Source organism: Bacteriovorax sp. As-1, assembly GCF_058446905.1.
The window spans coordinates 1,685,395-1,710,716 of sequence record NZ_CP184341.1; the positions used below are offsets into that span (position 1 = coordinate 1,685,395).

Consider the following 25,322-nt stretch of genomic DNA (forward strand, 5'->3'; position numbering starts at 1 on the left):
TCCTACTTGTTTAGATCCGAGCGGGTCTTTGTTTTACTGCCAATAATCTTATATTCGGCAATCGTATTTTGAATTAGTTCGTACATCACGCTTGAGAGATGTGCGTTTTCTTCAAAACAGTAATATGAACTCTCAGTTAGTTTAACCACGTTTTCACCAAAAAGATTACCTTTTCTTACAGTGAAGTAATCAATGATTGGCGCCAGGTAGGGAGAGGTTTTTTGAACCATTCTCTGAAGGTGGTCGATCTCATCAATCTTCTTAGAGTATTCCTTGATTTTGGAAATGCTAGGTGTTGATGATGAGATTTCTTCCAGGATATAGCGAGAATACTTTTGCCCGAACTCAGAGAGTTCAAACAAGTGCTGAAGACCTGTCATGGCATCCAGAAGATCGCGGTGGGTGGAAGGAGAAAGTTTTGGGAATGGATGGCTGTCTTCCACATCAGAAAGCACAAATGACCAGGTAACTTTATAAAGTGTCCTGAAAATGTCATTAATATCCAGTTGTGTATCAATTAAATTATCAAGGGTGAAATATCCATTTTGGAAACGCGAACGATAGAAATTCACCGAGCTTAAATGGAAACTTGAGTTCGCCGATTTCATCCACTCAGCATCAATTGGAGCACCATTGACCAGTTGCTTGATGATGTTGCTCACTAATTGATAAGGGATATCGTGATGGCACTGAGTATAGGCACAGTCATCACTTGGAAAACAAGGAAAACACTTCGTTCTCGGCGCGATATTGTAGGCGTTTGCCTGGTATGGAGTTGTCTCATGAGGACGAACATTTCCAAGAGAAATTGTTAGTGAAGGTGTGTTGTGAATTGCGGCCAGGTGGCCTACCATTGAATCGTGGCCAACAAATAATTTAGCACTGGCAACAACTTGAGAAAGTTCTTCTAGTGAAGTTTTTCCAGTCACGTTCAAAAGTCTTGAAGAAAACTGCTTAAGTAGAGGGCTTTCAGTAATGACTTGGGCCTTTAAGATTTCATTCTTTGCCCCAACGATCGTCACTGTTTGTTTGTCATTTTCTTTAAGAGTTTTATAAATGACTTCAACCCATTTCTCAGCTTTCCATGCTTTTCTTTCACTTGAAGCAAACGGGTGGATAACAATGATGTTGGCGCGAGGAGTGTTCGCTTTTGGTGAGCGAGCTGGTTCATGGGCCTTGATTCCAATGATGTTTTTAAATAGGTCTACCAGTGAATAAGGGTTAAGTGCCCCTCTCATTACAGTAGAATAAAGCATTTGCGACCATTTATCGTTCATCACTACTTTGTTGTTGTGATCGTGGTATGAACCAACTTTATGAACGGCCGGGATTAAAGAGGCCAGGTGAGATGAAGATTTTGAGAATGAAAGATTGACAAGCACATCGATCTTTTCAGACTTCACTTCATTTAAAAAGGCATTGAGCCCATTTAATGGTTTGCTTAACCCTGCTGTTTCGCTGTCGTGAAACATGGAAGCAGTGTCTAGCGTATAGATATGGTCGAAGTAGTTATTTAATAAAAAACCCAGTGGCTTTGCAAACTGCGTTCTTGCAATCAAAACCACGCGGTAATGTGGGTGAGTTGCTTTTAGCGTCTCAATCGCTTGAGCTGTCTGGATAAGGTCTCCCAGACGAGTCATTTGCATAATGGCGATCGTGGGCCTTGCTACTGGTGCGCTTGCTTCCTTATTGCTTGCTTTCATGAAGATCCTCCTCATTAAGCTCTGCCAGAAGAATGATCTTTAGATCTTCGTCTGTTAAAGGCTGCCCATTTTCCAGCATAAGTTTTATGCGGTTGAATTCTCTATGTAGATCATCCTGAAGTAAATTCATAACCAATCCTGGTTGTTAAGAGAATGTCTTAGCCTACAGTCTTTGTAGACTCTAAATTTCTCGTTATCATGTCTTCCATCTTGCTTGCATTGATTTGGATCTCAAGCTCTTTTAGACATTGAAGAATTTTTTGCATATCTGACTTTAGTTCATAAAGAAGGACTTCAACTTCTTTGGCGTTTTCTTCAAACGTTTTGACGTTGATTGATTCAATCTTGCTCTTAAACATTGAGACTGGGATTTGCACTAATGATTCACTCTCAAGGTGCGTAATAAGTTTCCCAAGGTTCATGACGAAATCGCGTGAACTCTTGCGGTTTTCAGCACACTGAAGAAGAGAACGTAGTGTTCCCAGAATATCTTTCATGACGTTCGTCACGATTCCTTTCTCATGGTTAGTCCACTCAGTGGCCATGTTGAGGTCTAGGTTACAGACGTCGCGGTAGATGTTATTATCAGGATTTTGCTCAAACATCGTATTGATTAATTGTCTCGACATCAATCTGTGGATTTCAATCTGAGTGTCAATTGTTCCGGCAATCGGCGAGTAGCGGATTCCCATTTGATCAAATGATGATTGGTACAAAGTCACACCTGGAGACAGGCGGGGCTTGATTGTTTTTGATTTTGTCAGTGAGTAAAGAACTGAGGCCATGATGTCATGGGCAGAGATATTAGTTCTATGAGGAGCGTTGTTTTTAGTGAATTCTCTCGTTGAAATAACGTCTGTTAAAATAAGAGCGTTTTGAGAGTAACTTCCTTGTTTTAAGAATGGAGCATGTCCCAATGAGACTTCTAAAACAGGGGTATTAGTCAGGTCTGCAATATGTTTGACAGCAGTATCTGGAGTGATCAGGAGATCAACATTCATTAAGACAGAAGTCACTGCTAATAAATCAGCTTCAACAACCACAAGTTCGCCATTGTGAGCTTCATTGAAGCTTGCGGCTAACTTTCTTTCGTCATTTGTTGGAGCGATTAAAACGAATGGGATAAGTTCAGAATTTTGCCTGATAAGTGAAATAAGCTCATGCAGGGTCTGTTCTGGGATATCCTTAGAAGCATCAGCAGTCTTAAGCTGGATACCAATAACCTTAGCATTGTCTCCGGCTTCACTTGCTTTTTTAACAGCACTGATATTGTTGTAGGCCGACTCATTGTATTTTGGGTTGGTAGTGATTTTTGTTCCGTCTTTAACCAGGTTTGTGCCGGCCATTTTATGATAGCAGTCAACAAAGTGAACAGGAGCGTACTTAACCACAGGGAGAACGTCATTAAATAACAGTTCCCAGTCGTTTTGAGTCACAACATTTCTTTGAGAGTTGTAGTGAACACCAATAACTTGTTTTGTAGAGTCTTTTAAATAAGAACACAGGTATGCTCCAACGACGTCGTTAGAGTAGTTGATGATCTGATCCCATTCCTGAGACTTGATAGCACTCATTTGATTAAAGAGCTGCTCAAACGCAAACCCATCAGAGAAAAGCTTATTTGTCTTAAGGGTGATTAGCTCTTTGCGGTCAATCTCGAAAAAGTTTGAAACATTTTTAAGGTTTTCAGCGGCTTTTGAGCTTTCTTTGTATGTCAGTAGAGAGACTTGGTTCCCACTGTTTGCGGTTAATGAATTGATCAGGTGAGCCGTTGAGAACACATCGCCGAGTCTTCTAAGATTAATGATTAGAATCTTTTTCATCTTAAGCGTCTCCCGTTGTCTCGCGGCTGCCTTTTGTCATCTCCACTAAGGCCATAGCTAGAAAGTCCATTGAATTAAACTGCTCTTTTTTCGGTAGTTCATTATAAAGCGCTTCTTCAAAAGTAGAGTCGCCGGCAAAAAGCTTAAGATAGCTTTTGACTTCTCTTACTTCTGTGAACTTTTGAATTTCTTCCAATTGAGTTGGAGCTTCGAAAGTCAGGATGGTTTTAAAGTACATTTGATATAGGTTAAAAGAGGCCGGGTGCGCAAGCATCGCAGGCTTTCTTAAAAGGAAGTGGATTAAATCCAGGTCGCGGTAAAGTTCATTGGCCGTGAAGCCTGAATAAACCAGGACGTTTTTCTTATTTAAAAGATCAAAGTCCAGGCAGTCCTGGTGAACCTGGTGATTAGGTTCAATGACGATGATTTTAAAATTGTTGCCGTGAAACTCTGTTAGTTTTTCAATGGCGTAATTGACGTGGTAACCAAATCCCAAACCAAGAATAAGAACTTCGTTTTTATTTTTTAGTGATTCAAGATTGCTGTTGATTAAATTCTCTGCTTCCTTGAATGGATTGTATATTGAATGAAGATGAACCCCATTAACCACAGGAACTTTCTGTTCAGTTCTTGATGTTTTAATCTCGTAAGAAGAAATAATTGGTAGGTGATTCATGGTACCCCTGTTCCTCATCCTGAAGGTTCAAAAAGGTCAAAATTAATAGCAGATCTAATCATTAGATCTGTGCCTCTATTACCTCACGGGCCTGGACCTTTGTCAATGTAGGAAGATCCAGGCTTGCGAGTGAAAATTACTTTTTTGATGTGTGATTGTAGCCTTTAAACATTTCTTTATTTTTGAAAATGTGGGCGATTTCTTTTGTGGTGTTTTCTTTTTGTTGACTTAAAATCTCAACCGTTTCTTTATCAAGTTCAATCATCTTCTCAGACCAGATGCTAAGATCTTGAAACCATGACTTTAGGATGACGATATCATCGCCACTAACTTCGGATGCATTTAGTTGATTGATTTGCTCTTCGATTGAATGCTGAAGTTTAGCGATAATGTTGACCAATCTTTCGCGATTGTCAGTTTCACTAACCACTCCATCTAAATCTTCTGTCCTGGCCATGCTGGCAATTCTTTGCGAGCTTGAAAGGGCCAAATCGAGCATAGAAAGGTGTTGCTGAATATTTTCAAATAGTGCATTGATCATTTTATACCCTCGTTAATTACTTCTTAACTTCTTCCGTAGTTCCACCAGGAGCGGCCTTTAAGCTCTTAATTGCTTCACTCCATCCTTCGTAAAGGGTGTTAAGGACGTTTAAGCATCCGTGTAGTGGTTCAGCATCGATTTTCATATTGGCCTGTGAGCTTGAAAATAGGATGTAGTCGTAAAGAGAAGAAAGCTCTTTTGCGATATCTCCACCTACTTCAAAATCCAAGCTGTTGTTAAGTTCGATGACGATATCCTGAAGCTTTCCAATATATTCACCTTTTTTGGCGATTTGTTTTGCTTCAATCGCTTCGATTGCTTTTTTACAGTTCTTAATTGCCGCTTGGTATAGCATCAGGAGAATTTGTTCTTTGCTCGCTGTGCTTACCGCTGTCTTTTTATAAGCTCCATAACCATAACTCATATATTTCCTCCTAAATTCCTAATTAGCCTAATTGTTGAACGGGATCAGCGCCACCGCCAAGCGAAGCAACTCCAGCACCTTGTCCTTTGATGCGAGAGATAGTTCCCTCCAGACGTGAAAACTTATCTTTTAAGTTTTTTTCTTTCTCTTCAATAAACTTTTGTTTCTGAGAAATTCTTCTATCGATCTGTTCGATGTTGCTTTGAAGAGTTTTCTTTCTACTTTGCACAAGTCCGTCTGGCATACGAAGAGCTGTGTTTACCATTGAATTCAAGTTATCCATGAAACCTTCACTTTTTCCTCCTTCAGGAGTAAAAGTCCCGGTTAAAACCTGAGCTACAGTGTTGTAGTCTTCCGTTAGTTTTGCCTCAAATTTTTTATCATCAAATTGCAGTAGACCTTCGCGGGTGAAACTTAGCCCAATATCACCTGCTCTCATGTATCCTTTGTCAGTTAAAACATCTTTAAAGACTGCACTGTGGATACGTCCTTCAAGTGATTGAAGCATGATGTCCCCACCTAGTGTTCTAGATGTATCTGTCTTTTCATCCATCGTGTTTTGCTGCTTAATGAAGGTTAAAACTCCATTGAGTTTAGCCACGAGGTCGCTAACCTTGGCCCCTACGGCCTGGATATCTTCAGAAACTTTCAGGGTGAATTCTTCACCTGGTTTTGCTTTTTTTAAATCGAGAGTTACGCCAGGAATTAGATCGGCGATTCTGTTTTCAGGGGCTTCAATTTCAAAGCCGTCGAGCTTAATTTTAGCGTCGTGAGCCTCGCGTTGGAACTCCAGCTGAAAGTCTTCATCACCATCAACGAAGTAAAAGTAAGGGAAATCCACAGCGGCATCATCACCGGTTTTATTTAAGCTTAAAATAAGTCTCCACGGTGTATCGGAGCCTGAGCCGTCGTTGATAACGTTGGCAGTAACCCCTAGAGCGCTGTCTTTGTTGATGAGTTTTGCAATCTTCGTTAAAGAAGAGTTGTCTGAATCAACATAAATATCTTTGGTTTCACCATTGGGAAGTGTGTACTGGATAAACCCTACACCAACATAACTTTCATCTTTGTCTTCAAAACCAGTCGACATTGCCGATGATTTTTGGGCCAGAGAAACAACTTCTATTTGGTATGAGCCTGGAAGAGCTCTGGTTTTATCGGTGCTCACTCCAACAATGTCTGTGTTTGTATCGACTTTAAATTCGCGAAGAGATCGGGCATTGGCATTTAAAGCAAGGTTTCCGCGCACGTCTTCAACCAGCTTGACCAGCTGATCAACAAGACCTTTTTTGTCCTGGATTTTGCTTTTTTGCTTTTCCATGTTCTGAACAGGAACTTGTTCAGCAGCAATGATCTGCTTAACAATATCCTTGGGAAGTCCAGTAGCAATGGATCCAAACGAAATACCCAAAAAATCCTCCTGATTCTTTCGAGGTCGCTACGAGTAAGAATAACATATTCGATAGGACCAATCAGAATGAGGCAGGTTTTGCTCTAGCGTGTTTTAGTAGTGAAAACCGAGTGAGGGGATACAGTATTAATTCCTGTGAATTTTCTTCGGGATGCCCTAAAATAAAAAAGACCGGGATGGGGCCCGGTCTTTAATTCTAGGATAATTTTGAAGCCCAGTATGGGATGAACTTCATACTCAATTAATCGGTTATTATGGAAAATACTTTAGCAAATGGTTCAAACATTTTTAAATTAAAGTGGAAGTTCTTCACTTTCCGCATAGTTAGCTATTTCTCATTCTTACTGATCCCCGTTTATATACAAAAAGGGCTTGAGTTAAAGCCTCTGGCACTCGCCTTTTTGATGAGTCTCTATATTCTCTTCATTGTAAGCCAGTGGTTTTTACTCGGAAAAGAAATCGATCATAGACTTAAAATTTATTTCCGAGTGAATTCGTCAATCGACAGGGTTGTGTACCGCTTATTTTTAGGAATGTTCTTTTTTATCCTGCTTTTTAACCTGGTTAGTTTTTTAGGCTCTAAGTGGGTTTACAACAGTTACTGGATAACCTGGGCGGTGCTCGGGCTCTTTTACTCCTGGCCGACACGAGGAAAGATCATTCAGGAGTCAGTTTCATCTAACTTCGGTGAATTTAAATTTCTCGATCGTTTTGAAAAAACACTTGTGGCCCTTATTTTACTTATGTTCGTTTTTTCTGTGCCGGAACTTCCACCACAGGCCAACGTCGATTTGTTAAAACTTTATTTTGACCCGTTAGAAAAGATTGGAAATCCGTTTTGGAACTTCATGATCGTCAACTACTACCCGTTTAAAACGTATCCGGGACTTTTTCGTTTAGCCTGGAGTTTGCACTTTTATATTGTTGGGCTTGGGCTTTTTTTGCTCGTCTTTTATGCTTTCCTTCGCTTCTTCGTTTCACGCAGGCTCTCGCTCCTTGGAGTCTTTGCTCTCGTGTCGTCGTGGTCATTTAGTAAAACACTCACTCACAACATTGAGTTTTCGTTTTTAACAACTTATTCACTCATCTGGATCTGGACTCTTTTATGGGTAACTAAAAGTTCCACTTACCGCGCAGGACTTTTCCTGGGGTTGGTGAGTTATTGGGGAGCGCTGATCAATCAAAGTTACGCCGTCCTGGTGTTCTTTCAAATTGGTCTTCTGTATTTCTTTTTCTTAAAAGACAGGACTAGCTGGTATAAGCGCCAGCTTCTAAGATACGCCTTGTTTGGAATTATCTTAACTCTGCTTCATTTGTTCTCTCATTCGGATCTACTGCAGCCATTGCACTTTCTGGACTTCTCTTTTATTACCAATGCTGGCAGAGAGATCGATCGCAAAGGATTTTTTGTCCTGGGAATTCTTGGAATTGTGATCGCCATCCTTCGCACTTACTTTAAAAAGCCGGCCATCATGAAAGATTTTCAGATGGAGAAACACAGCCTCAACATAGTCATTCTTTCCTACCTCATTTTTATAGGGTTCTCGCTTATCTGGGATAACTCGCTGGTAAATGGTTTTGGGACAATGTGGGCCCTGGCCTTTTTAAGTCTTCTTCCATTAGAACTTATCTTCCAGTCAATTGCTCGTCTGCGCTCTAAACGCAACATGATTTACGTGGTTTACATCTTAATTTGTTTGCTTGATTCTCACTTTGAAGGGAGAGTGAAGCTGTTTATTAAGATATTTAATAGCTAACTGAAACATTTTTACGTTTTTGTTAAGAGTTCAGCCAACTGTTTTGCTTTTTTAAAAATGTGCTACACTTATATATAAGCAAGAACAATGAAGTGATTGCTTACCATGGAGTCGTATGTTTAGATCAGGACTGACTAAAGGGATTTACGAAAACTTTCTCCGCTCTCACAACCTGAACCGCTCTGAACTTGAAACCTCTCCTTTTATCTTTGTCGACCCAGCTTCCGGGCACATGAAACTTCTCACAAATCTAATGAGCTCTAACGAGTACGATAGAGAGATTTTCGCTGTTGCTGTTGCTGAAGGCGGCGGGGATGTTGAAGTTCTCTCGACAGCAGAGAACAATTAAGACTTAAACCAGATTTGGTTTATGAATTATTAGCGTTACATAAAGCCATTTAGTGCTTATGGTGTGCTTTTCACTAAGAATTAGCTTTCTTACAAAACCTCTCTCGAAATAATACCTGAGTGACAATTTTTTGACTTATTGTGAATAACTACGGTGTTTCAGTGGCAAAACTACCCCAGTAGATTGGCAAGTGAAAAATGCATGTGAATATCGCTCCTAACTATTTAAAATAATGAAATAGGAAAATGGACTAAAATGTACTGAAATCCCCAGCGAATATATAAAAATGTGGATAACTTTGTTCATTTTGTTGATAAAATAATCAAGTCAACTAAATTAGATTAAAAATTGTAAGAAATTTTCATTGTGCATGGTGTAATATTATGAAAAACGCTCAGACTGAAGTTATTCTTGAGTTGACAAAAAAAATGAATTTTTTGTTTGGCCCAAATGCAGTTAAAACTCTCGATGTGAATTTAAAAAGCGACAACAGCGCTGTCACTGAAATCGATTTGTTTGTTTCAAATCTCATCAAAGAAAAAATTCTGAATCATTCTGTTTATAAAAGTTATTCTTTTTTTAGCGAAGAAGAATACGAACAACTTACTTTTCCCAGCGCGATTCTTGATCCGATTGATGGAACGAGGGAGTTAATTAAGGGAAGACCTGAGTGTGCTGTGTCGTTGGCATTAATGAAGACGCCGGAGATTGCTCATCCGGAGAACTACGCCTGGATTTATAACCCATTTAGTGGCTTTAGCCTCGATAGCAGCATCCCTTTTGTCCCTTCATCAAATAAATCCCAGCAAAAAATCCTGGGAATGGTGTCGCGCTCAGAATTCGAAAAAGGGTATTTTAATTTTCTACTTGATATTGACCCTAAAATTGAAATCACCCCGCGCGGAAGTATCGCTTTTAAACTGGCCTTGCTTGCCAGTGGTGCGTGCGATTTTGTTTTAAGTTTAAGCCCAAAAAACATCTGGGACATTGCCGCTGGAAGCGTACTTTGCTCCGCCCGTGGAATTAAGCTTTACCAAAACGGTGTTGAAATAAAAAATCTCAATGAGGTCAACATGAAAGGGATGCTGTTGTGGGCCCCCGATCAGTTTGCCGAAGACTTGTGGATTAAATTCAAAAACGAAAAAGAAAAAAGGATGAGCGAATCCCGCTAATCTTTTGTTAGTCATTATTGTATGACTTTCTCTGGTTGTTAACTGGAGAGACGATGAATATACTTCTGCGCAAAAAATGCATAAATTTAAAGGCACCTCTCTTAATTACTGGCGAAACAGGAACCGGGAAGTCTCACCTTGCCCGCGATATTTACCGCCAATCATCTATTCATCAAGAAAAATTTCTCACTGTTCATCTGGCCACTTTAAAAGAAGATCTTTTAGAGAGTGAGCTCTTTGGTCACAAAAAAGGGTCCTTCACCGGGGCCTTGGAAAATAAGAGTGGTTATTTCCAAGATGTAGGGACAGGAACTTTGTTTTTAGATGAAATCGGCGAGCTTTCCCTGGAAGCACAAAAGAAACTGCTCTATGTAATGGAAGAAAGAAAGTTCACTCCAGTTGGTGGCAGCGCTTCGTTGGATTTTCGCGGAAGAATCATTATGGCGACCAATCGCAATTTAAAAAAAATGGTGGAGAGTGGTTTGTTTCGTGAAGACCTTTACTATCGCATTAAAGTTTTTCACCTGGAATTATCTCCATTACGTGAAGATAAAAAGCAGTTGCGAGAAATCATTCATACACTTTTTAATGAACTCAAAGAAAGGCACTCCAGCCCTTATGCCAGGCTTTCAAATGAAGCAATGGAATTGTTAATGAGCAGAAACTGGAAGGGAAATATCCGCGAGATAAAAAATACACTGGAGTTTGCCTTGGTCATGTCACCAAAGAATGTTATTGAAAGTGCGGATTTCCCCCATGATCAAAACGAGGTGATTTTACCGGAAGAGGCCAATGCGCTGGCCGGATTTCCAGAAGATTTTCATCAAAGCCAGGAGCTTTTTGAGAAGGTCTTTTTAGAGTCGATGTTGGCCAAGAATGGCGGCAAAATAAACGAGACGGCACGCCGTTTGGGAATCAGCAAAACAACCCTTATTCAGAAGGCGCGCAAATACGGCATCAACACTCTGAAAATGCGCGCAGAAGCCTTCGATTTTGTTGCGTAAAAAATACAGATCCCCAGGGAGTTTCATTGACAATTGCTTGAAATAAGAGCAAAAGCTACCAATCAAATTATCTTGGTTTCCTTGGGGAGTTTATGAGAAACGCAATGATCGCTTTAAGCGGGCTGCTTTTGTCTTTTCAGGTGATGGCATCTGGTTCTGTTTTAATTAATGGTAAAGAAATTAAGTCACAAGACCATCTTCATACGACGCTGGCAAAGGAATTAAACTTTCCTCGCCACTACGGAAAAACTCTCGACGCTCTTTACGATACTTTGAGTTCTGATTATTCAGGACAGACCATTATTAAAATTAAATTTGTGAGCATTTTAAAAAGCAAATTAGGCGCAGATTACACTGATGCTTTAATTCAAGCGATCATGGATGCTTCTGACGACAACCCGAAAGTTGTTTTAGTTTTAGAGTAATCAATGACGTTTAAAGTAAAAGATCACTATTTTCACAAAGCAAAGAAAGATAACTTTCTTGCAAGAAGCGTTTATAAGCTAGAAGAGATCGACGAGCGCTTTAAAATTTTGAAAAAAAATGATCAAGTCATCGACTTCGGTTACCACCCAGGATCATGGGTTCAGTACACGTCTGAAAAAGTTGGTGTCAATGGACTGGTAATTGGTGCCGATGTAAGAGACATAAATAAGAAACTTCTAGGTGTCCCAAACGTCCGCTTATTCCAAAGAGACATTCTCACTATTGAAACGATGGAAGAGCTTGGTGTATCGGACCAGTTCGATGTGGTCCTATCAGATATGGCCCCTAATACCACAGGGATTATGTCGGTTGATCAGGCCAGGTCCCTAAATTTAGTAGAGATGGTTTTCTTTTTAATGCCAAAATTTTTAAAACCAGGTGGAAACACCGTCATCAAAGTTTTCGAATCCAACGATGCTCAAGTATTTCTGAAGGAGCAAAAGAAGCTCTTTTCCGAGTTCCATTATCTGAGACCAAAATCTACCCGCTCAGTTAGTAAAGAATATTTTGTCATTGGGAAGGATTTTAGGCCATAATAGTAGCTCATGCGTAAGTAAATTGCATGGTAACTAAAACATGGATAAGTTTAGTGAAAAAGACGAACAGTAAGTTTGCCTTAGTTGTTACCACAGCGTTCCTCACTCTTTTTGTTGGTGGAACTGCTTTCAACATTTTTCAAGGTAAGTTTGGACAAAAACTCAATGCCGCTGAAGTGGAAAAGGAAGCCAAAGCTCCTGGTTTAACCCCACTCCCAGACGATTTAAGACTCTCAATCGATAGGACCTTTAAACAGGTTGGTAATGATTGGCCTCAAACTCTTGATGTAGGCAAAAAGAAAGTAAAAATTGAATATGCATTCAATCCTCAGCTTGATGCGTATATTAAGAAGCTTTTAAAATCATACCGTTCAGACTATGCGACAGTTGCCGTTATTGATAACGAAACTGGTGAAGTCCTGGCCGCTGTAGGTGTTGAAGGAAAAACAAACAACATCGACAATAACCTGGTTTTAGCGAGCACTCACCCATCTGCCAGTTTAATTAAAATGGTTACGGCAGCTGAGCTTCTTCAAAATACAAAGGTTACAAGAGAGACATCTTTTGATTTCCGCGGAAGAAGCACTACCCTTTTTAAATACCAATTAGATGAATCTAAAAGCAACCGTTGGGATAAATCTCAAACGTTTGAGACGGCTTTTGCTAAATCAAACAACGTTATCTTCGGTAAAGCTGCAATCCAAAATATCAGCAGCGATAAGCTGGTGAGAATGGCGGAGAACTTTGGATTCAATCAACAGTTCCTCCCGGAATTTGATTTCGTTCAATCACACATTGGAACAGCTGATGATGATTATCACTTGGCTGAACTTGCTTCTGGTTTTAACGACCAGACGGTTATCTCTCCTATTCACGGAGCGATGATGGCCTCAATCATTGCCAACAACGGGATGATGAGATCACCAAAGATGATTACGAAGTTAGTGGATGCTTCTGGTGAGACTCTTTGGGAAAACAATTCGACAGAAAAACGCGTTCTATCAGCAGAGACTGCAAGACAAATGCAGGAGATGATGGGAATGACGATTGACGGTGGAACGGCGAGAAAGTCATTCCGCAAAATGAATAATGGTTATAAAAACGCACTTGATATCGGTGGGAAAACAGGAAGTATTACGGGTGGTAAACCATTTGGTAAGAGAGACTGGTTCTCAGCGTTCGCGATTCCTCGTGACCAAGAGCGTGGCAAAGGTATTTCGATTAGTGTCATGAACGTTAACGTTAAAAGATGGCACGTAAAATCGACAATGCTTGCTAAAAACATCATTGAGTATTATTACAATAACGTGAAGCCAGTTCCTATCACGATGGTAAAAATGCCAAGAATGATTTCTGAAAATAAAAGGCGTAAGGCAAAAGTCTATAAAAGGAGTATTGCCAGTAGACCCTCAAAAAAGAAAATCGTCTCAGGAAAAAAAAGAAGCGCAATTAAAAAAGAAATAGGTAAACGCAATGAACGAAAATCAAACACCACAATCTAATGATCAGCTAGATCCACATGCTGATTTGATGAAAAGTGTAGAGGCAGACCTCACAAAAAAACAAAAGCTCATCAAAGAAATCAAATCGATCGCTATCATTATTGTAGCTGTACTGACTTTCCGTTCGATGTTTTTTGAGCCTTTCAGGATTCCATCAGGCTCAATGATCCCAACTCTAATGATTGGGGACTTTATCCTGGTTAATAAATTTGCTTATGGCCTTAAAGTTCCTTTTACCGATATGGTATTCGGAGAGACAAGCTTTAACCCGATTTATATCGCTGGAAAAAGCGAACCAAAAAGAGGAGACGTCATCGTCTTCAAATACCCAAAAGATCTTTCAGTGAACTACATTAAGCGCGTTGTTGGTCTTCCAGGTGACACGCTGGAAATCAGAAACAAAGTGGTTTACATCAACGACAAGCCGATTGAGCCAAAAGAATTTGACGGAAAAGACATCATGGCCGATATGGACGACAAGTTCAAAGGCTACAATCTGAAGTTTTACCACGTAAAAACTGGTGATGTTGAACACGTTATCCAGCAAGACAACGACAACTACTATAAAGTCGACTACGACAAAGTAACGATTCCAAAAGACAGCTACTTTGTTATGGGTGATAACCGCGACTTCTCATACGATGCCCGTTACTGGGGATTTGTGACTCATGAGCAAATCAAAGGTAAGGCAATGTTTGTATGGTTCTCACTAATTTTCCCATTCGGGGAAAACCCAGCTAAGTTCCGTCCTTGGCGAATCGGCACACCAATTAACTAAGAATAAATTTTCGTACACCCGTCGTTACCTTCGATGTTTTCCCATCGAAGGTCGCGGTGTTCTTTTCTTAAATAACTTCTCAGCCAATTTTTAAGCACACCATCGCCGTGTCCATGAATGATAGTCACAAAGGGGATTTCTCCGGTGATAACTTCATCAATAGACTGCTCTGCGATTTTTTGAAACTCTTCTAAGCGCATTCCACGGCAGTCGACTTCAATCTCTCCACGAACTGATTTTTGGATGTTGATGCTGACTTTGGGCGCCGGTGGTTTTGAACCTGATGGATAGCGCAGAGTCGAGGGAGAAACCCAGACAGAAAGGGCCCCGTGTTGGATTTGGATTTCTTTTTTGCGTGGGTTGGTATTGAGGACCTTCACATTTTTTCTGATGACGACAGAAAAAACGGTATCGTTAGTTTTAATTTCTTCAAACTCAATAGGGCGCATATGCGCGTAGATATTTTCCGGGTCTTCTTTGTTTTTCTTTTCCGGAGCTTCTTTAATGAGTGCAGATTGAATGCCACCAATTTCATTGTTGAGTGTACGGCGATTGGCCGTTTTTCCGCTCTTAACATCACTTAGGAGAGTCTCCGCCTGATCAAAGAGAGATTTAATTTTCTTTGTGTAGTCCGTGATAATGCGTTCGCGCTCAAGGTAAAGTGTCCCTTCCATTGAAGATTTTTGATTTTTTAATTCAATGTTAAGCGTGCGGTTTTGGGCCAGTAACTTATCCAGGTCAATTTTCTTCTGCGAAAGCTCTTGTAGGAGAGTTTCATAGGTTACTTGTTTTTTATCTAAAAGATCTTTGGCCCTCTCGCTGATGCCAGTTTTTAAACCGAATTTCTCAGAGAGATTTTCAAAAATTTTAAAAGCAAGGGAACTTCCTGGCTCACCTAGAATTAATTTATAAGTAGGGCGGTTGAGATCAAAATCATAACCCACATGGGCTGAGACATAATCACCGCGAGAGTGCATAAATGTTTTTAAAACCTGATGGTGAGTCGAAAGAACCACCTTTGAATTTGAACGGCGGTGAACTTCATCAAGGAAGGCGATTGCCAGCGCTGAGGCTTCTTCAGAAGATGTTGAATTGAAGATCTCATCGATAATAATCAGGTTAAGTGGGCCCAGAGACTGCAAAAGTTCTAAATAGTATTTTGATTCCGAAGCAAATGAGCTCAATCCCTCAGAAAGATTTTGATGGTCGTGGCTGAAATAAAATAAATCGCTCACCGGGTGTAGGTCGGCATGAACGGCGGGAACATATAGTCCCAGATGAACCATTAAAAGAGAAAGTGTAATGGATTTTAAAGCAACGGTTTTTCCCCCGGTATTTGGACCAGAGATGATAAGACCTTTGTGCCCAGAATCCAGAAGAACATTGTTTTTAATCGGCGCTTTTAAAAGCGGGTGATAAAGTCCGTTGAACTCAAAATAGAATTTTTCATTGAGTGTCGGCTTTGAAAGACCAAGCTTTTGAGTGTATGTCGCTTTGGTGTTGAGCCAATCAAGGGCCAGGCACCATTCGCTCATCAGTTTAAGTTCGTCAGAATACCCGTGAACAACTTTACTTAATTCAATTGTCAGCTTCAAGATCGTTGACTCAATTTCAGAGAGCAGGTGAATGCGCTTGTTACCTTTTTCTCTTACTTCGTAAGGCTCAACAAAAAGAGTCATCCCAGATTGAGAGCGGGCGACAATGGGACCCAGGTCAGAATTATAAGAGTCAGATCTCACAGCTAAAACGTATCGGTCGTTGATAATATCGAAGTTATCAAGCTGAAGTTTTGATGAGTACAGATCACTTTTAGCGGCCTTTTGAACCGTGATTCTTAGGTCGTTTTCAAGGGCCAGGACTTCAGCGTAAAGTTTCTTTAAAACAGGATGTCTTTCGTAAGAGACATTTCCGCTATGGTCTACAAAATCTCGCAAAGGATTAGTAAAGTAACGTTTGATCTTTGAAAGTTTATCTCTTTCAATGATGTAGTTTGCTTCAAAGGTAAGGCTTGAAAAAAGTGAAAGGCACTCGATATAACATTCAGCAATTTGTGCTAAAAAGTGCAACTCACGTGCTTCGAAAAATTTCTCGCGCTTGATATCCGGAATAAGTTTAAAAAATGATTCGCTCTCAGGAAGAAGGCGAAGTTTGCTGTTGAATGACAGACTATAATCATCGTAATTGGCCAGGTAACTCTCAAGTAAGTTGAGGTCACTTTGAATCGTTGCAATGCTTCTTGCTGCAGGTGGAGCTTCTAATTTTGTTTTGGTTAATTCAAAATGTGATAAACTTGAGATGCTTGAGACAAGCATCGACCAGTCGAGGAGCTCGAGAGCTTCAGAATTACCATTGAGAAGATTAAGGGCCATGATACAGACTCACCAACAATTAAAACAAACTTCTCTCGAATATAACACTCTCTTCTCGAAAAATGAATTCTATCCGGTTCAAAAGGCCTACACTACACCTCATTTTCTGGTTTTGGGGCTGAGATTTCCAGGGCAAAACGTAGCTCTCTATATAGGGAGAGGAAACCAGTATGAAGGAATCTTCTTTTCCAATAAATTCCCCCCGTCTTACTTGAGAATTCAGGATCGCCTTTTAGACTATGTGAGAAAATATTTAGTAGGTGCTCGCCTGGGAAAAATGGAAGTCGATGACAATCATTTTTTATCGCTCTTCCATTTTAAGAATGAACACACCGATAATTCTTTTGCATTTGGCTACAAAGACCGTGGCCTGTTTTTTATCAAACAGTCCAAAGAAGAGATATACACCAGCTGGAATGGAGAAATCTCAAAAGGAAAAAACATTACTGATTTGATTGACCAGTTCCTGGGGAAGACTTCCACAGTGGATAATGCAAAACCTTCGAACTGGACGCTCTTGAATTATTTTCAAGATGAAGAGAAGAAGGTAAGCGGTAAGCCTTTACAAAAGAAAAAGGAAAAATTTTTAGAAAAGAAATTAGGTAATATCACTCATGACCTGCACGATGTAGAAAAGTGGAAACTGATTGAGGAAGAGCTTCTTTCTGAAGAGGGACTTGATCTTGCTGATCACCAGTCAGTTCTTCACGGACATAAAATTAAATTCTCCTCAAACTTAAATCAGTGGCAAAAACGGGATGTCGTTTTTACTAAGGTTAAAAAACTAAAGAAAGCGGAGGAGATTCTTAAGGGAAGACTTAAGGAAACTGATGAAGAGCTCTTCAAAGTTAAGCAAGGCGATTTTGAATTTGAAGTAACCAAAGAAAAGGCCATCGCACCATTGTGGCAGACAGCTTCTTTGCAAAAGAAAAAAGAAGAAAGCGAACACAACGTAAAACATTTTAAATTAAAAAATTTCAGCGGAACAATTGCTCTGGATGCTGCCAGCAACGACTGGCTTCGTTCCCAGGGGGCAAAAGAGCATTATTGGTTTCATATTGAAAACTACACCGGGGCTCACTGTCTGGTGAAAACAGATGACATTTCCAAGCTTAGTGGAGAGGATTTGTCAGCTATTGCTTCAATGCTAAGAGACTATTCAAAGCTTTCCATCAATGAGATACCCGTCATGTATAGTCAACTACAACACGTAAAAGGTTTGAAAGGCGTGCAGGGTAAAGTTATCATTAAGAAGCCGAAATATTTGAGATGCAGTTATATTGATTGGACAGAAATAATTACCATGCTCTAGGCCTGATTGCAGGCGGCGTCAGCACTCTATAGAATAGATATTATATTTAGGGGTAAAGTCAAAATGAAAACTTTCTTTTTACTAACAGCTTCAATCTTCACCATATTTAACACGGTGGCGTGGTCACAGACTAAGATTGAAGAAATTGAACAATATGAAATTAGAAATTATGATCCACAAAAAAGCGGCCTGAACGATCTAGTTTTCGAGGCCCGCATTGAAAAGTTGGTCGATATTCTGAATAAGGCAGGGAACTTCGGAAAGTTAACTGATGTTTATTTTAAAATTTATTGGCTTTCTCCTTCTCAGTACAAAATTGAAGTACTGGGTCTACCAAAAGGATTTCAGGAAGTGCGCGATGATTTAGCGGCACTCATTAAAGGAAAACTGGAATTCATCATCCCTGAGAGATTCTCTGAGAAGTTTAAAGGTTATACGCTTAAAGCAGCACCAATTGCCGATGGTAAACTCATTAAGGCCATCGATGATACATATACTATGGCCGTACCGGAAGTGGATATTACTTTCGATAAAACAGGCCGCTTGAAAACAGTTGAAACCAATGTTGCTTATTCGCAAGTTAAGACAGAGTTTTTCCAGACGCCAAAGTCGTGGAGTAATAACAAACTTGTTATGGATAAAATCGTAACAACGACGAAACAAGGAACTGCTGTCGCAACGACAACAAACACTGTAGAGTATGCTACTTTCCAAGGAATGGGTTTTCCTTCAAAGGTTACAGTTAAAAACGTAACTGAAGCAGTGATCCCGGCACATGGAAAAGAAAAAGAGAAGAAAGTTAAGAGTGAATCTGGTTCAGTGATTCGCTTTTCAAATTATGAAGTTAATACAGGAAAAGCACAGCGCTTTATGACTGAAGGCTTAAGAAGATAGGTTAATTTGAAGTTAAAGATAAAACACCTCACGACAAGCTTGTTAGCAGCTTTAGTACTGCTAAACTTCTCTTGCTCTAAGCAAGAGTCGCCAAGCATTGATGGAGGTGAAGTGGCCACTCAGCAGGAGATCGAAAGACTCGAAGCTTGTAGCCAGGTTAATTTCAATAAAGGAGTTCTGCTTCACCAGAACGTTCTGATGCTCTTTAAATGTACCAAGTGGTCAGACGAATTTCCGTCAATGTATCAGTCCATTAAAAGAGTTCAAGGTTCTTCATGGAACCATTTCATGGCCCCGATCGATAAAGAGTTTGTTGAAAATCTAGCACGTCGAGATAAGGTTTTTAAAAATATCAGAGAGCTTGATTCTAAAAAGGGCCTGGATGACTTAAGTCGTGTTTTAGTTGCTCTTAACGAAACAAACTTTTTTGACTCTGTTAAGACCATGCTCAAGTGTGTGGACAATCCTTCAGATGAGGTTTGTCAGGATCGCCTGGCCAATATTCCGACAAAACGCTCATTAAAAAATATTATCAGGTTGGTTGATACACCTCCTGAAACGATTGATCGTGCCTCAATGGTGGTTAAGAGTCTTACTCAGGCCATTAGTGCATCAGATGAAGAAAAGCTTAGAGGTGAAGTTAATAAGTTTAAAACTGATGCGCTTTTTATTGCTCTTCGTTTGAAGTTAGTTGATGCCATGGCAGACAAAGTGAAAAAGGGACTGGGGCAAGAAGACCGCGAGTTTTTACCTAAAGTTCTTTTGACTGGGAATAAAAATGGACATCCGTGGATTTATGGTTGGCTTAATGATGTCAAAATGTCTCGTGAGAAATTCAGAGACTTAGTTGAATACCCAATCCTGGCCAATCCGATTTTTGTCGGAGAGATCAAAGGATTAAAACAGGCCTACGATGAAGGTTTTAATTGTACGATTAAAAACACAATGGACCCAAATGAGTTGGTCGAATTCAACTTCAAAACTCACCTGGCCGATTACGTAACAGTTCTAAAAATAAGAGATTATAAAGGATATTACGATTACTCAGCCTCGACAATTGTTGGTCTTAAAATGTCGACAGAGATCTGCCGCGAGCTTCTGACAAACAAGTACGATGTTAATTTCATCAGAATGATGACTAATCTTTCAACTTTCCTTGGTGAAAAGAAGTTCTATGATCTAATTAAATTCCTGGCCGCAAATACAACAGCGAAAGGGGATTTAGATAAAACTTTCGCAGAAAATCTCTATCTATTCGACATTATCGCCAGTGATTTATTTTCAAATGCCAACACACTAAATGAACAAATCATCAAGCGTACTCGCGATTTTTATCCGGTGCTTTTTGATGTCCTACAAAAGCTTCCACCGGAAGCTTACATTAATCTCGGCGAGCTTTCTCAAGAGTTCTTGAAGGAAGAGTATGATCCAAAATTTAAAGGCGTTGCCGATTTCTGGAGTTTCTTTAATTCAACAGAGAAGAACTTCGTTTTTAACTTTGTTGATCGTCACTTTGATAATGATACACAGTTCGTTCTTCTTTTTGATTTTTATACAAAGTTCATGGATGACATCAGAGATGTCCAGCCTGTTTTCAAAGATAAGTGGATGGGCTCTGAAGCTGATGAAGAAATGTCTTACCTTTCTCTGCAGGACATGTTTAACCAGTTTGCCGGAAAAGAAACACTGGCTGACTTTAAGCGTTTTTTTGGAAGAGACCAGATCTTAAAGGTGCTTGAAGTTATTTCTAACGGATCAAATATCAATGCCTCAGCAAAAGAGGAGTTGGCCTATAGAAAAGCTGATGAGTATGTCACTCGCTCTCGTATGGAGCGCTATAAGTTTAAAGTTGTGTATGATCCAGGAAGTGATCCAGACTATGACACCAAAGCTGTCGTTGAATGTATGCAAAAATTCAGCGAGCTTGAGAATGGATTTTATCAACTAGTAAGAAGACTTCCAGTGGCTTGTACAAAGGTTACCAGCGAAAACATTGCCTTTAGAATGTTTGGCTGGATGAACTCAATTGAAGAGACTTATAAAGAGTTTAATCCTGGTTCGGGAAGCGAAGACACTATTTTAAGTGAAAAAGGTCTAATGAGCCCTTATATGCTCAACACGACTCTCGGAACTGCAAATATTCTAAATACACTTCTTGGAGATATTGATTCTCAATTGCCAACGAAAGATGGTGTTCGTTATTTAATGACGGCAAGCCGTTATCATCTTGAAGATAAAAAAGCGGCCGCTTTAATCGAAAAGAATTTGGATTGGCTGACAAAATGGCTAAGTGTGAAACCAGAAGAAAACCTGATTCACAGAAATGCAATGCTTAAAACATTCACTCGCGAGCAGAATTTTGCTTACGCCAATACTGTTTCAAAAAATGCTGCCACATTAATGAATAATTACTCTGATTGGGTAAAAAGTGGAAAATTGGCAAAAGCTCAAACATCTCTTTCTGGTAGTTACGACCCGGCCTTTGAATGTGAAAAAGTCATCAATCAGTTTGTTGCTCCCAATCCATGTCCATCTAAGGAAGTGGTTAAAAAACACACGAACAATATTGCCAAATACCTGGCGACTGTTTGGGAAAAAGAGCAAGGGACAGCTGTTAACCAATTGTTAGTCGCGCTTAAGCCAGGTGAAGGATTAAATATTCCTCTTAATGGCAAAAAGACGAAAAAGTACCGCATGACTTTAAAAGAAACGATGAAGTATATGTACGATACTTCTGATAAAGATCTTTCGGTTAACCGTATTAAAAACACTTATGTTAACCCGGCCGGAAAATCGTCAAATGAAGTTCTGACAGTTCTGGAAAGAGTAGAAGTCGTTATCCGCGATGTGCGTTTTGGAAACAACTATCTTGGTGTTGCTTTCCTGAATGCCGTTACTCAGGCCGACGATTACAATGATGAAGTCGATAAAAGAAAAGGGCTTCTTGCAAAATGTCTTAAAATTCCTGGAATTCGTTGTGGACGCTCAATGAGTGACAGCGATCTTCGCGAAGGAAGAAATGCGCTTGAAACTTTTGATTCTCTTCTTGATGTTAATAACGGCCGCGGGTTAGAAAAGAAACTGACTTACGGAAATTTTTTGAAGACATTTGAACAAACTCTTGTTGCTTCTTCAGCGAAGAAGGCGCAGGAAGTTCAACTCTTCCCATTAAAAGATGAATACCTGGTTCAACATAATGGCCGAGTTTTAGGCGAAATGACTGCGATGAATATGTGGTCTAACGTGGCCCGAGTTATCCGCGATAGAGTTGGTAGAACGAGAGCTGAGTTTGATAAGTTTATTGAAAGCGATCGAGTGAATCGTGTCAATGATGCCCTTCTTTATGGTTTCGACCTACCTCAGGCTGTCCCTTCTGCTGAAAGACTCCTGAGAAAAGTCATTGCAGTCCCATCTGGTGAAAATCAAAATATGATCAATCAGACAATCGATTGGGCCGCTTCTCTTAACTACAATGAAACACGCTTAGTAGAAGATACAATTGCCAGAGTGTTATTAATTGGGTCTTATCTTGGGACTCCAGATGTAGTCTTTGGAGTGACGCCAAAAGATGAATCGCAATACAGTCGTTACAAAAACAATAATTTGCTACAAATGTTTTTGGCGCTTGAAAGAGTAGTCGATTACTATCCGACGCTTAAAAATTTCATGCCGACAGATATGAAAGTGATCGATGCTTTCAGGCCACTTAATACCGCCCTGACTTTCTTTATTGAGTCTCTTGAATCCACTAAGGTTCCGGAAAAGAACACAGCTTATTTAGTGTTAAATGATGTCTTCAATGTTCTTCAGACAGTACTTTTTGATGACCAGGCCGACCCAAGGCTTGCCGGCAACACTGGCAAAACTGTAAAGGGATTAGATTTACTACTTGGTTCTATGGAGAACCCAAAATTTGTTGCTCAGACGTATTTCCTAATCCGTGATGATTACCGTTACCTGGATGTTTTACATGAGAACCAGGCTTCATGGTTTAAGGCCGTAGGACAAAACCTGTCACGCGTGGCAAATGCTGAAAGAGTAGACCTGACTCCAATCAGAGATTATATGAACTTTACGACAAAAAACGTGGTTTGCAGTGGAAGAACTACAGATTGTCCGGCCAATTATCACTTTGATGAAATGGCCAATGTTGTTAAATACCTTAATAAGAAATCATCTAGCGGTGAAACTTACTTCAAAGTGGCCACGCGCAAGCTATTAGTCGAAAACTTTGATCAACTAACCCGCATGATCGATGACCTGCTCCCAGCGCTTAAGATCAAAGAAGTGAAGCCTCCTTTTAAACTTAACTGATTCAATCAATTAAAACATTTCCCTTCCTTGTTGAAGAAAAATAAACTCCTTCTATACTATAGAGATAACAGTATTTTATCTTCTCTCGAGGCCAGCTCTGAAAGCACTAATTCTCCAAAACAAGTCTTCTCTGAAAGTCGCTCGTGGTGAGCGCGAACTCTCTGAAAAAGATCTTTTTGAAATGCCAAAAGGTCTGCGTCCAGGTGAGTGGGTGATCATTGAAGATCAACAAGCCAAAAAAAATTATATCGCATACATCAATCCGTATGCTGAGAGCTTTTATAAAATTAAAATTTTAAAAGAAGATGTTCAGAAGAAAGTGAACATAAAAACTGATGAAGAAACTCTTGCTAAAGAAATCATCGTTGAACATTTACAGACTGCTTTCAGAAAAAGAGAATTTTTTCTCGACTATAATCATGGTGCAAGACTCGTTTATGGAATGAATGATGCCCTTCCGGGAATCATTGTGGATAAGTATCAAAAATATATTTTTGCTCAAATAAATACAGCAGGAATGGATAGATTTCGCGACTTGATTAAGGCCGAAATTGTAAAACGCTACCCAGATCAAAAAGTTCTTTTCTTTGATAACCCAGAGTACCGCAAGGCTGAAGTTCTACCGATTCATGAGCCGGAAAAAATCAGTGAAGACCTGGATGTTTTAGAGAATGGTCTGAAATATAAAATCACTCAGCAAGTTATGCAAAAAATTGGTTATTACTATGACCATCGTGAAAACAGAAGCAAACTGGCAAATCTTTTAAAGCGCACATCGTTTGTGAAAAAAGCAGGCCTTGATTTATTTTCTTACGTGGGAAGCTGGGGACTGCATATGCTTTCAGCTGGCGTTGAACATGTTGAATTCGTCGATCAAGGAAACATGGAAGAAGTCACCGTTAGTCATTTAAAGATGAATGGCTTTGAAGGGCGAGGGAAATTTACACGCTCGGATGTTTTTAAATTTATTGATTCTTCGATTGCAGCAGGAAAGAAGTACGATGTCATTGTTAGTGATCCTCCAGCTTTTACGAAGTCAGAGAAAAATAAAATAACAGCACTCCAGGGTTATGAAAAGCTTCACTTAAAGACGATGAAACTTCTTAATGACGAGGCTGTAATGGTAGTGGCGTCTTGCACTCACCATGTGAATTATGAAGAGCTAGATAAGACAGTTCAAGATGCGGCCATTAAAAATTCACAGAAGGTTCATTTGCTAGATTTGGGGGCACAAGGTTTCGATCATCCATTTAGTGGATTTAACGATAAAAGTTTTTACATTAAATATTTAGTTTATTTTGTTAGTAGAGGGTAATTTATGAGCACGGAAGTTCGCGCACGCATTAATGAAGCACTTAAAGAAGCCAAGGGAATTATCTTTGGACAGGATAATTTGCTGGATGCGATTATGGCCTCACTTATTTGCGAAGGTCACTTACTGATTGAAGGGATGCCTGGTCTAGGTAAGACGCTTTCAGTTTCAACCATCAGTAAACTTTGTGATCTTTCTTTTAAAAGAATCCAGTTTACCCCCGATCTTTTGCCATCAGATCTTATCGGGACGATGATTTATAGCCAGAAGAACGAAGAGTTTAGTACCAAATTCGGGCCGATTTTTACGCAGCTTCTGCTTGCCGATGAGATCAACCGTGCGCCAGCAAAAGTTCAGGCCGCTTTACTTGAAGCGATGGCCGAAAAACAAGTGACTATTGGGGATGAAACACACAGGCTTTCTTCTCCTTTCGTCGTACTGGCGACTCAAAACCCAATTGAGCAGGAAGGAACATATCAACTTCCGGAAGCTCAGCTTGACCGTTTTATGATGAAGATCAATGTTGATTACCCTTCATTTAAAGCAGAAAAGAACATCCTGGATTTAAAGAAGAGTGCTCTTAATAAACTTGAAGCTGTTCTTTCGACGGATGATCTGATTACAGCTCAAGAGATTGTTGAAAATATATATGTTGACGACAAAATCAAAGACCTGATTGTTAAAATCGTCCATGCCACAAGACCTGGTTCAGAGTTTTTCCCGAAAGAGTATAACGGGGTGATTATTTCAGGGGCTTCACCAAGGGCAGTTATCTGGCTTTATAAAGTTTCTAAGTTCATGGCCTTCATGGATGGAAAAGACTTTGTAACACCAGACCATATCTTAAAAATTGTCCCAAGTATTCTTGGACACAGATTGATTCTTTCTTACGAAGCTTCAATTGATAATTTTAAGGGAGCTGATGTAGCTCTAAAGATTGCTAAGTCACTAGTGTAAAT

General features: G+C 39.8%; 21 protein-coding genes. 13 read left to right on the forward strand and 8 right to left on the reverse strand.

All coding sequences use genetic code 11. From position 1 onward, the window contains the following. Window positions 1-2: 2 nt before the first annotated feature. The 7 genes from ACN20O_RS08590 to fliD all read right to left on the reverse strand — a co-directional run bounded on the left by ACN20O_RS08590 (window position 3) and on the right by fliD (window position 6,578). Window positions 3-1,703: a glycosyltransferase family 9 protein gene (locus ACN20O_RS08590; protein ID WP_491639033.1), complete on the reverse strand. Its 1,701-nt coding sequence runs from the start codon at window positions 1,701-1,703 to the stop codon at window positions 3-5. Then, window positions 1,687-1,833, reverse strand: a complete 147-nt coding sequence (locus ACN20O_RS08595; RefSeq protein ID WP_158649508.1) for a hypothetical protein — start codon at window positions 1,831-1,833, stop codon at window positions 1,687-1,689. Before ACN20O_RS08595 ends, ACN20O_RS08590 begins: the two co-directional genes overlap by 17 nt. A gap of 28 nt (window positions 1,834-1,861) precedes the next feature. Further along, window positions 1,862-3,526 carry a glycosyltransferase family 9 protein gene (locus ACN20O_RS08600; protein ID WP_491639035.1) on the reverse strand — a complete coding sequence of 555 codons (1,665 nt, stop codon included), beginning with the start codon at window positions 3,524-3,526 and terminating at the stop codon, window positions 1,862-1,864. 1 nt (window position 3,527) lies between these two features. Further along, window positions 3,528-4,202 (reverse strand): hypothetical protein, encoded by a 675-nt coding sequence (locus ACN20O_RS08605; RefSeq protein WP_491639037.1) that lies wholly within the window; start codon window positions 4,200-4,202, stop codon window positions 3,528-3,530. 136 nt (window positions 4,203-4,338) lie between these two features. Further along, window positions 4,339-4,743 carry a hypothetical protein gene (locus tag ACN20O_RS08610; protein WP_491639039.1) on the reverse strand — a complete coding sequence of 135 codons (405 nt, stop codon included), beginning with the start codon at window positions 4,741-4,743 and terminating at the stop codon, window positions 4,339-4,341. Window positions 4,744-4,759: 16 nt separating this feature from the next. After that, window positions 4,760-5,167 (reverse strand): flagellar export chaperone FliS, encoded by a 408-nt coding sequence (gene fliS, locus ACN20O_RS08615; protein WP_102241908.1) that lies wholly within the window; start codon window positions 5,165-5,167, stop codon window positions 4,760-4,762. Between the two features lie 22 nt (window positions 5,168-5,189). After that, window positions 5,190-6,578 (reverse strand): flagellar filament capping protein FliD, encoded by a 1,389-nt coding sequence (gene fliD, locus ACN20O_RS08620; RefSeq protein WP_491639042.1) that lies wholly within the window; start codon window positions 6,576-6,578, stop codon window positions 5,190-5,192. Window positions 6,579-6,832: 254 nt separating this feature from the next. Here fliD and ACN20O_RS08625 point away from each other — a divergent pair, with 254 nt between their 5' ends. From ACN20O_RS08625 to lepB, 8 genes are all read left to right on the forward strand, one after another. Beyond that, the gene (locus ACN20O_RS08625; RefSeq protein WP_491639044.1) at window positions 6,833-8,335 is read left to right on the forward strand and encodes a hypothetical protein; all 1,503 of its coding nucleotides are present in this window, start codon (window positions 6,833-6,835) and stop codon (window positions 8,333-8,335) included. Between the two features lie 115 nt (window positions 8,336-8,450). Beyond that, the gene (locus tag ACN20O_RS08630; protein WP_102241911.1) at window positions 8,451-8,684 is read left to right on the forward strand and encodes a hypothetical protein; all 234 of its coding nucleotides are present in this window, start codon (window positions 8,451-8,453) and stop codon (window positions 8,682-8,684) included. A gap of 383 nt (window positions 8,685-9,067) precedes the next feature. Next, a complete protein-coding gene (locus tag ACN20O_RS08635; RefSeq protein WP_491639046.1) occupies window positions 9,068-9,856 on the forward strand; it encodes an inositol monophosphatase family protein in 789 nt (262 codons plus the stop codon). A 53-nt stretch (window positions 9,857-9,909) separates the two neighbouring features. Beyond that, window positions 9,910-10,860 (forward strand): sigma 54-interacting transcriptional regulator, encoded by a 951-nt coding sequence (locus tag ACN20O_RS08640; RefSeq protein ID WP_491639048.1) that lies wholly within the window; start codon window positions 9,910-9,912, stop codon window positions 10,858-10,860. A gap of 92 nt (window positions 10,861-10,952) precedes the next feature. Continuing rightward, window positions 10,953-11,285: a barstar family protein gene (locus ACN20O_RS08645; protein ID WP_102241914.1), complete on the forward strand. Its 333-nt coding sequence runs from the start codon at window positions 10,953-10,955 to the stop codon at window positions 11,283-11,285. 3 nt (window positions 11,286-11,288) lie between these two features. Further along, window positions 11,289-11,882 (forward strand): RlmE family RNA methyltransferase, encoded by a 594-nt coding sequence (locus tag ACN20O_RS08650; protein WP_491639051.1) that lies wholly within the window; start codon window positions 11,289-11,291, stop codon window positions 11,880-11,882. 53 nt (window positions 11,883-11,935) lie between these two features. After that, window positions 11,936-13,384 (forward strand): penicillin-binding transpeptidase domain-containing protein, encoded by a 1,449-nt coding sequence (locus tag ACN20O_RS08655; protein WP_491639053.1) that lies wholly within the window; start codon window positions 11,936-11,938, stop codon window positions 13,382-13,384. Further along, window positions 13,356-14,162 carry a signal peptidase I gene (gene lepB, locus ACN20O_RS08660; RefSeq protein ID WP_491639055.1) on the forward strand — a complete coding sequence of 269 codons (807 nt, stop codon included), beginning with the start codon at window positions 13,356-13,358 and terminating at the stop codon, window positions 14,160-14,162. Before ACN20O_RS08655 ends, lepB begins: the two co-directional genes overlap by 29 nt. Here lepB and ACN20O_RS08665 read toward each other — a convergent pair. Further along, window positions 14,159-16,531, reverse strand: coding sequence for an endonuclease MutS2 (locus ACN20O_RS08665; protein ID WP_491639057.1), 2,373 nt, complete (start codon window positions 16,529-16,531; stop codon window positions 14,159-14,161). The genes lepB and ACN20O_RS08665 overlap by 4 nt on opposite strands. On the opposite strand from ACN20O_RS08665, the gene ACN20O_RS08670 reads away from it, so the two are divergent. The 5 genes from ACN20O_RS08670 to ACN20O_RS08690 all read left to right on the forward strand — a co-directional run bounded on the left by ACN20O_RS08670 (window position 16,530) and on the right by ACN20O_RS08690 (window position 25,320). Continuing rightward, the gene (locus ACN20O_RS08670; RefSeq protein ID WP_491639059.1) at window positions 16,530-17,843 is read left to right on the forward strand and encodes a hypothetical protein; all 1,314 of its coding nucleotides are present in this window, start codon (window positions 16,530-16,532) and stop codon (window positions 17,841-17,843) included. The two genes, ACN20O_RS08665 and ACN20O_RS08670, sit on opposite strands and share 2 nt — an antisense overlap. A 63-nt stretch (window positions 17,844-17,906) precedes the next feature. Further along, window positions 17,907-18,737, forward strand: a complete 831-nt coding sequence (locus tag ACN20O_RS08675) for a hypothetical protein (protein WP_491639061.1) — start codon at window positions 17,907-17,909, stop codon at window positions 18,735-18,737. A 6-nt stretch (window positions 18,738-18,743) separates the two neighbouring features. Beyond that, on the forward strand, window positions 18,744-23,051 hold the full coding sequence (locus ACN20O_RS08680; protein WP_491639063.1) for a hypothetical protein: 4,308 nt from the start codon (window positions 18,744-18,746) through the stop codon (window positions 23,049-23,051). Window positions 23,052-23,232: 181 nt separating this feature from the next. Continuing rightward, complete coding sequence (locus ACN20O_RS08685; protein WP_491639065.1) at window positions 23,233-24,366, forward strand: class I SAM-dependent rRNA methyltransferase; 1,134 nt, start codon at window positions 23,233-23,235, stop codon at window positions 24,364-24,366. Window positions 24,367-24,369: 3 nt separating this feature from the next. Then, window positions 24,370-25,320 (forward strand): AAA family ATPase, encoded by a 951-nt coding sequence (locus tag ACN20O_RS08690; RefSeq protein ID WP_102241923.1) that lies wholly within the window; start codon window positions 24,370-24,372, stop codon window positions 25,318-25,320. The last annotated feature ends 2 nt before the right edge of the window (window positions 25,321-25,322 follow it).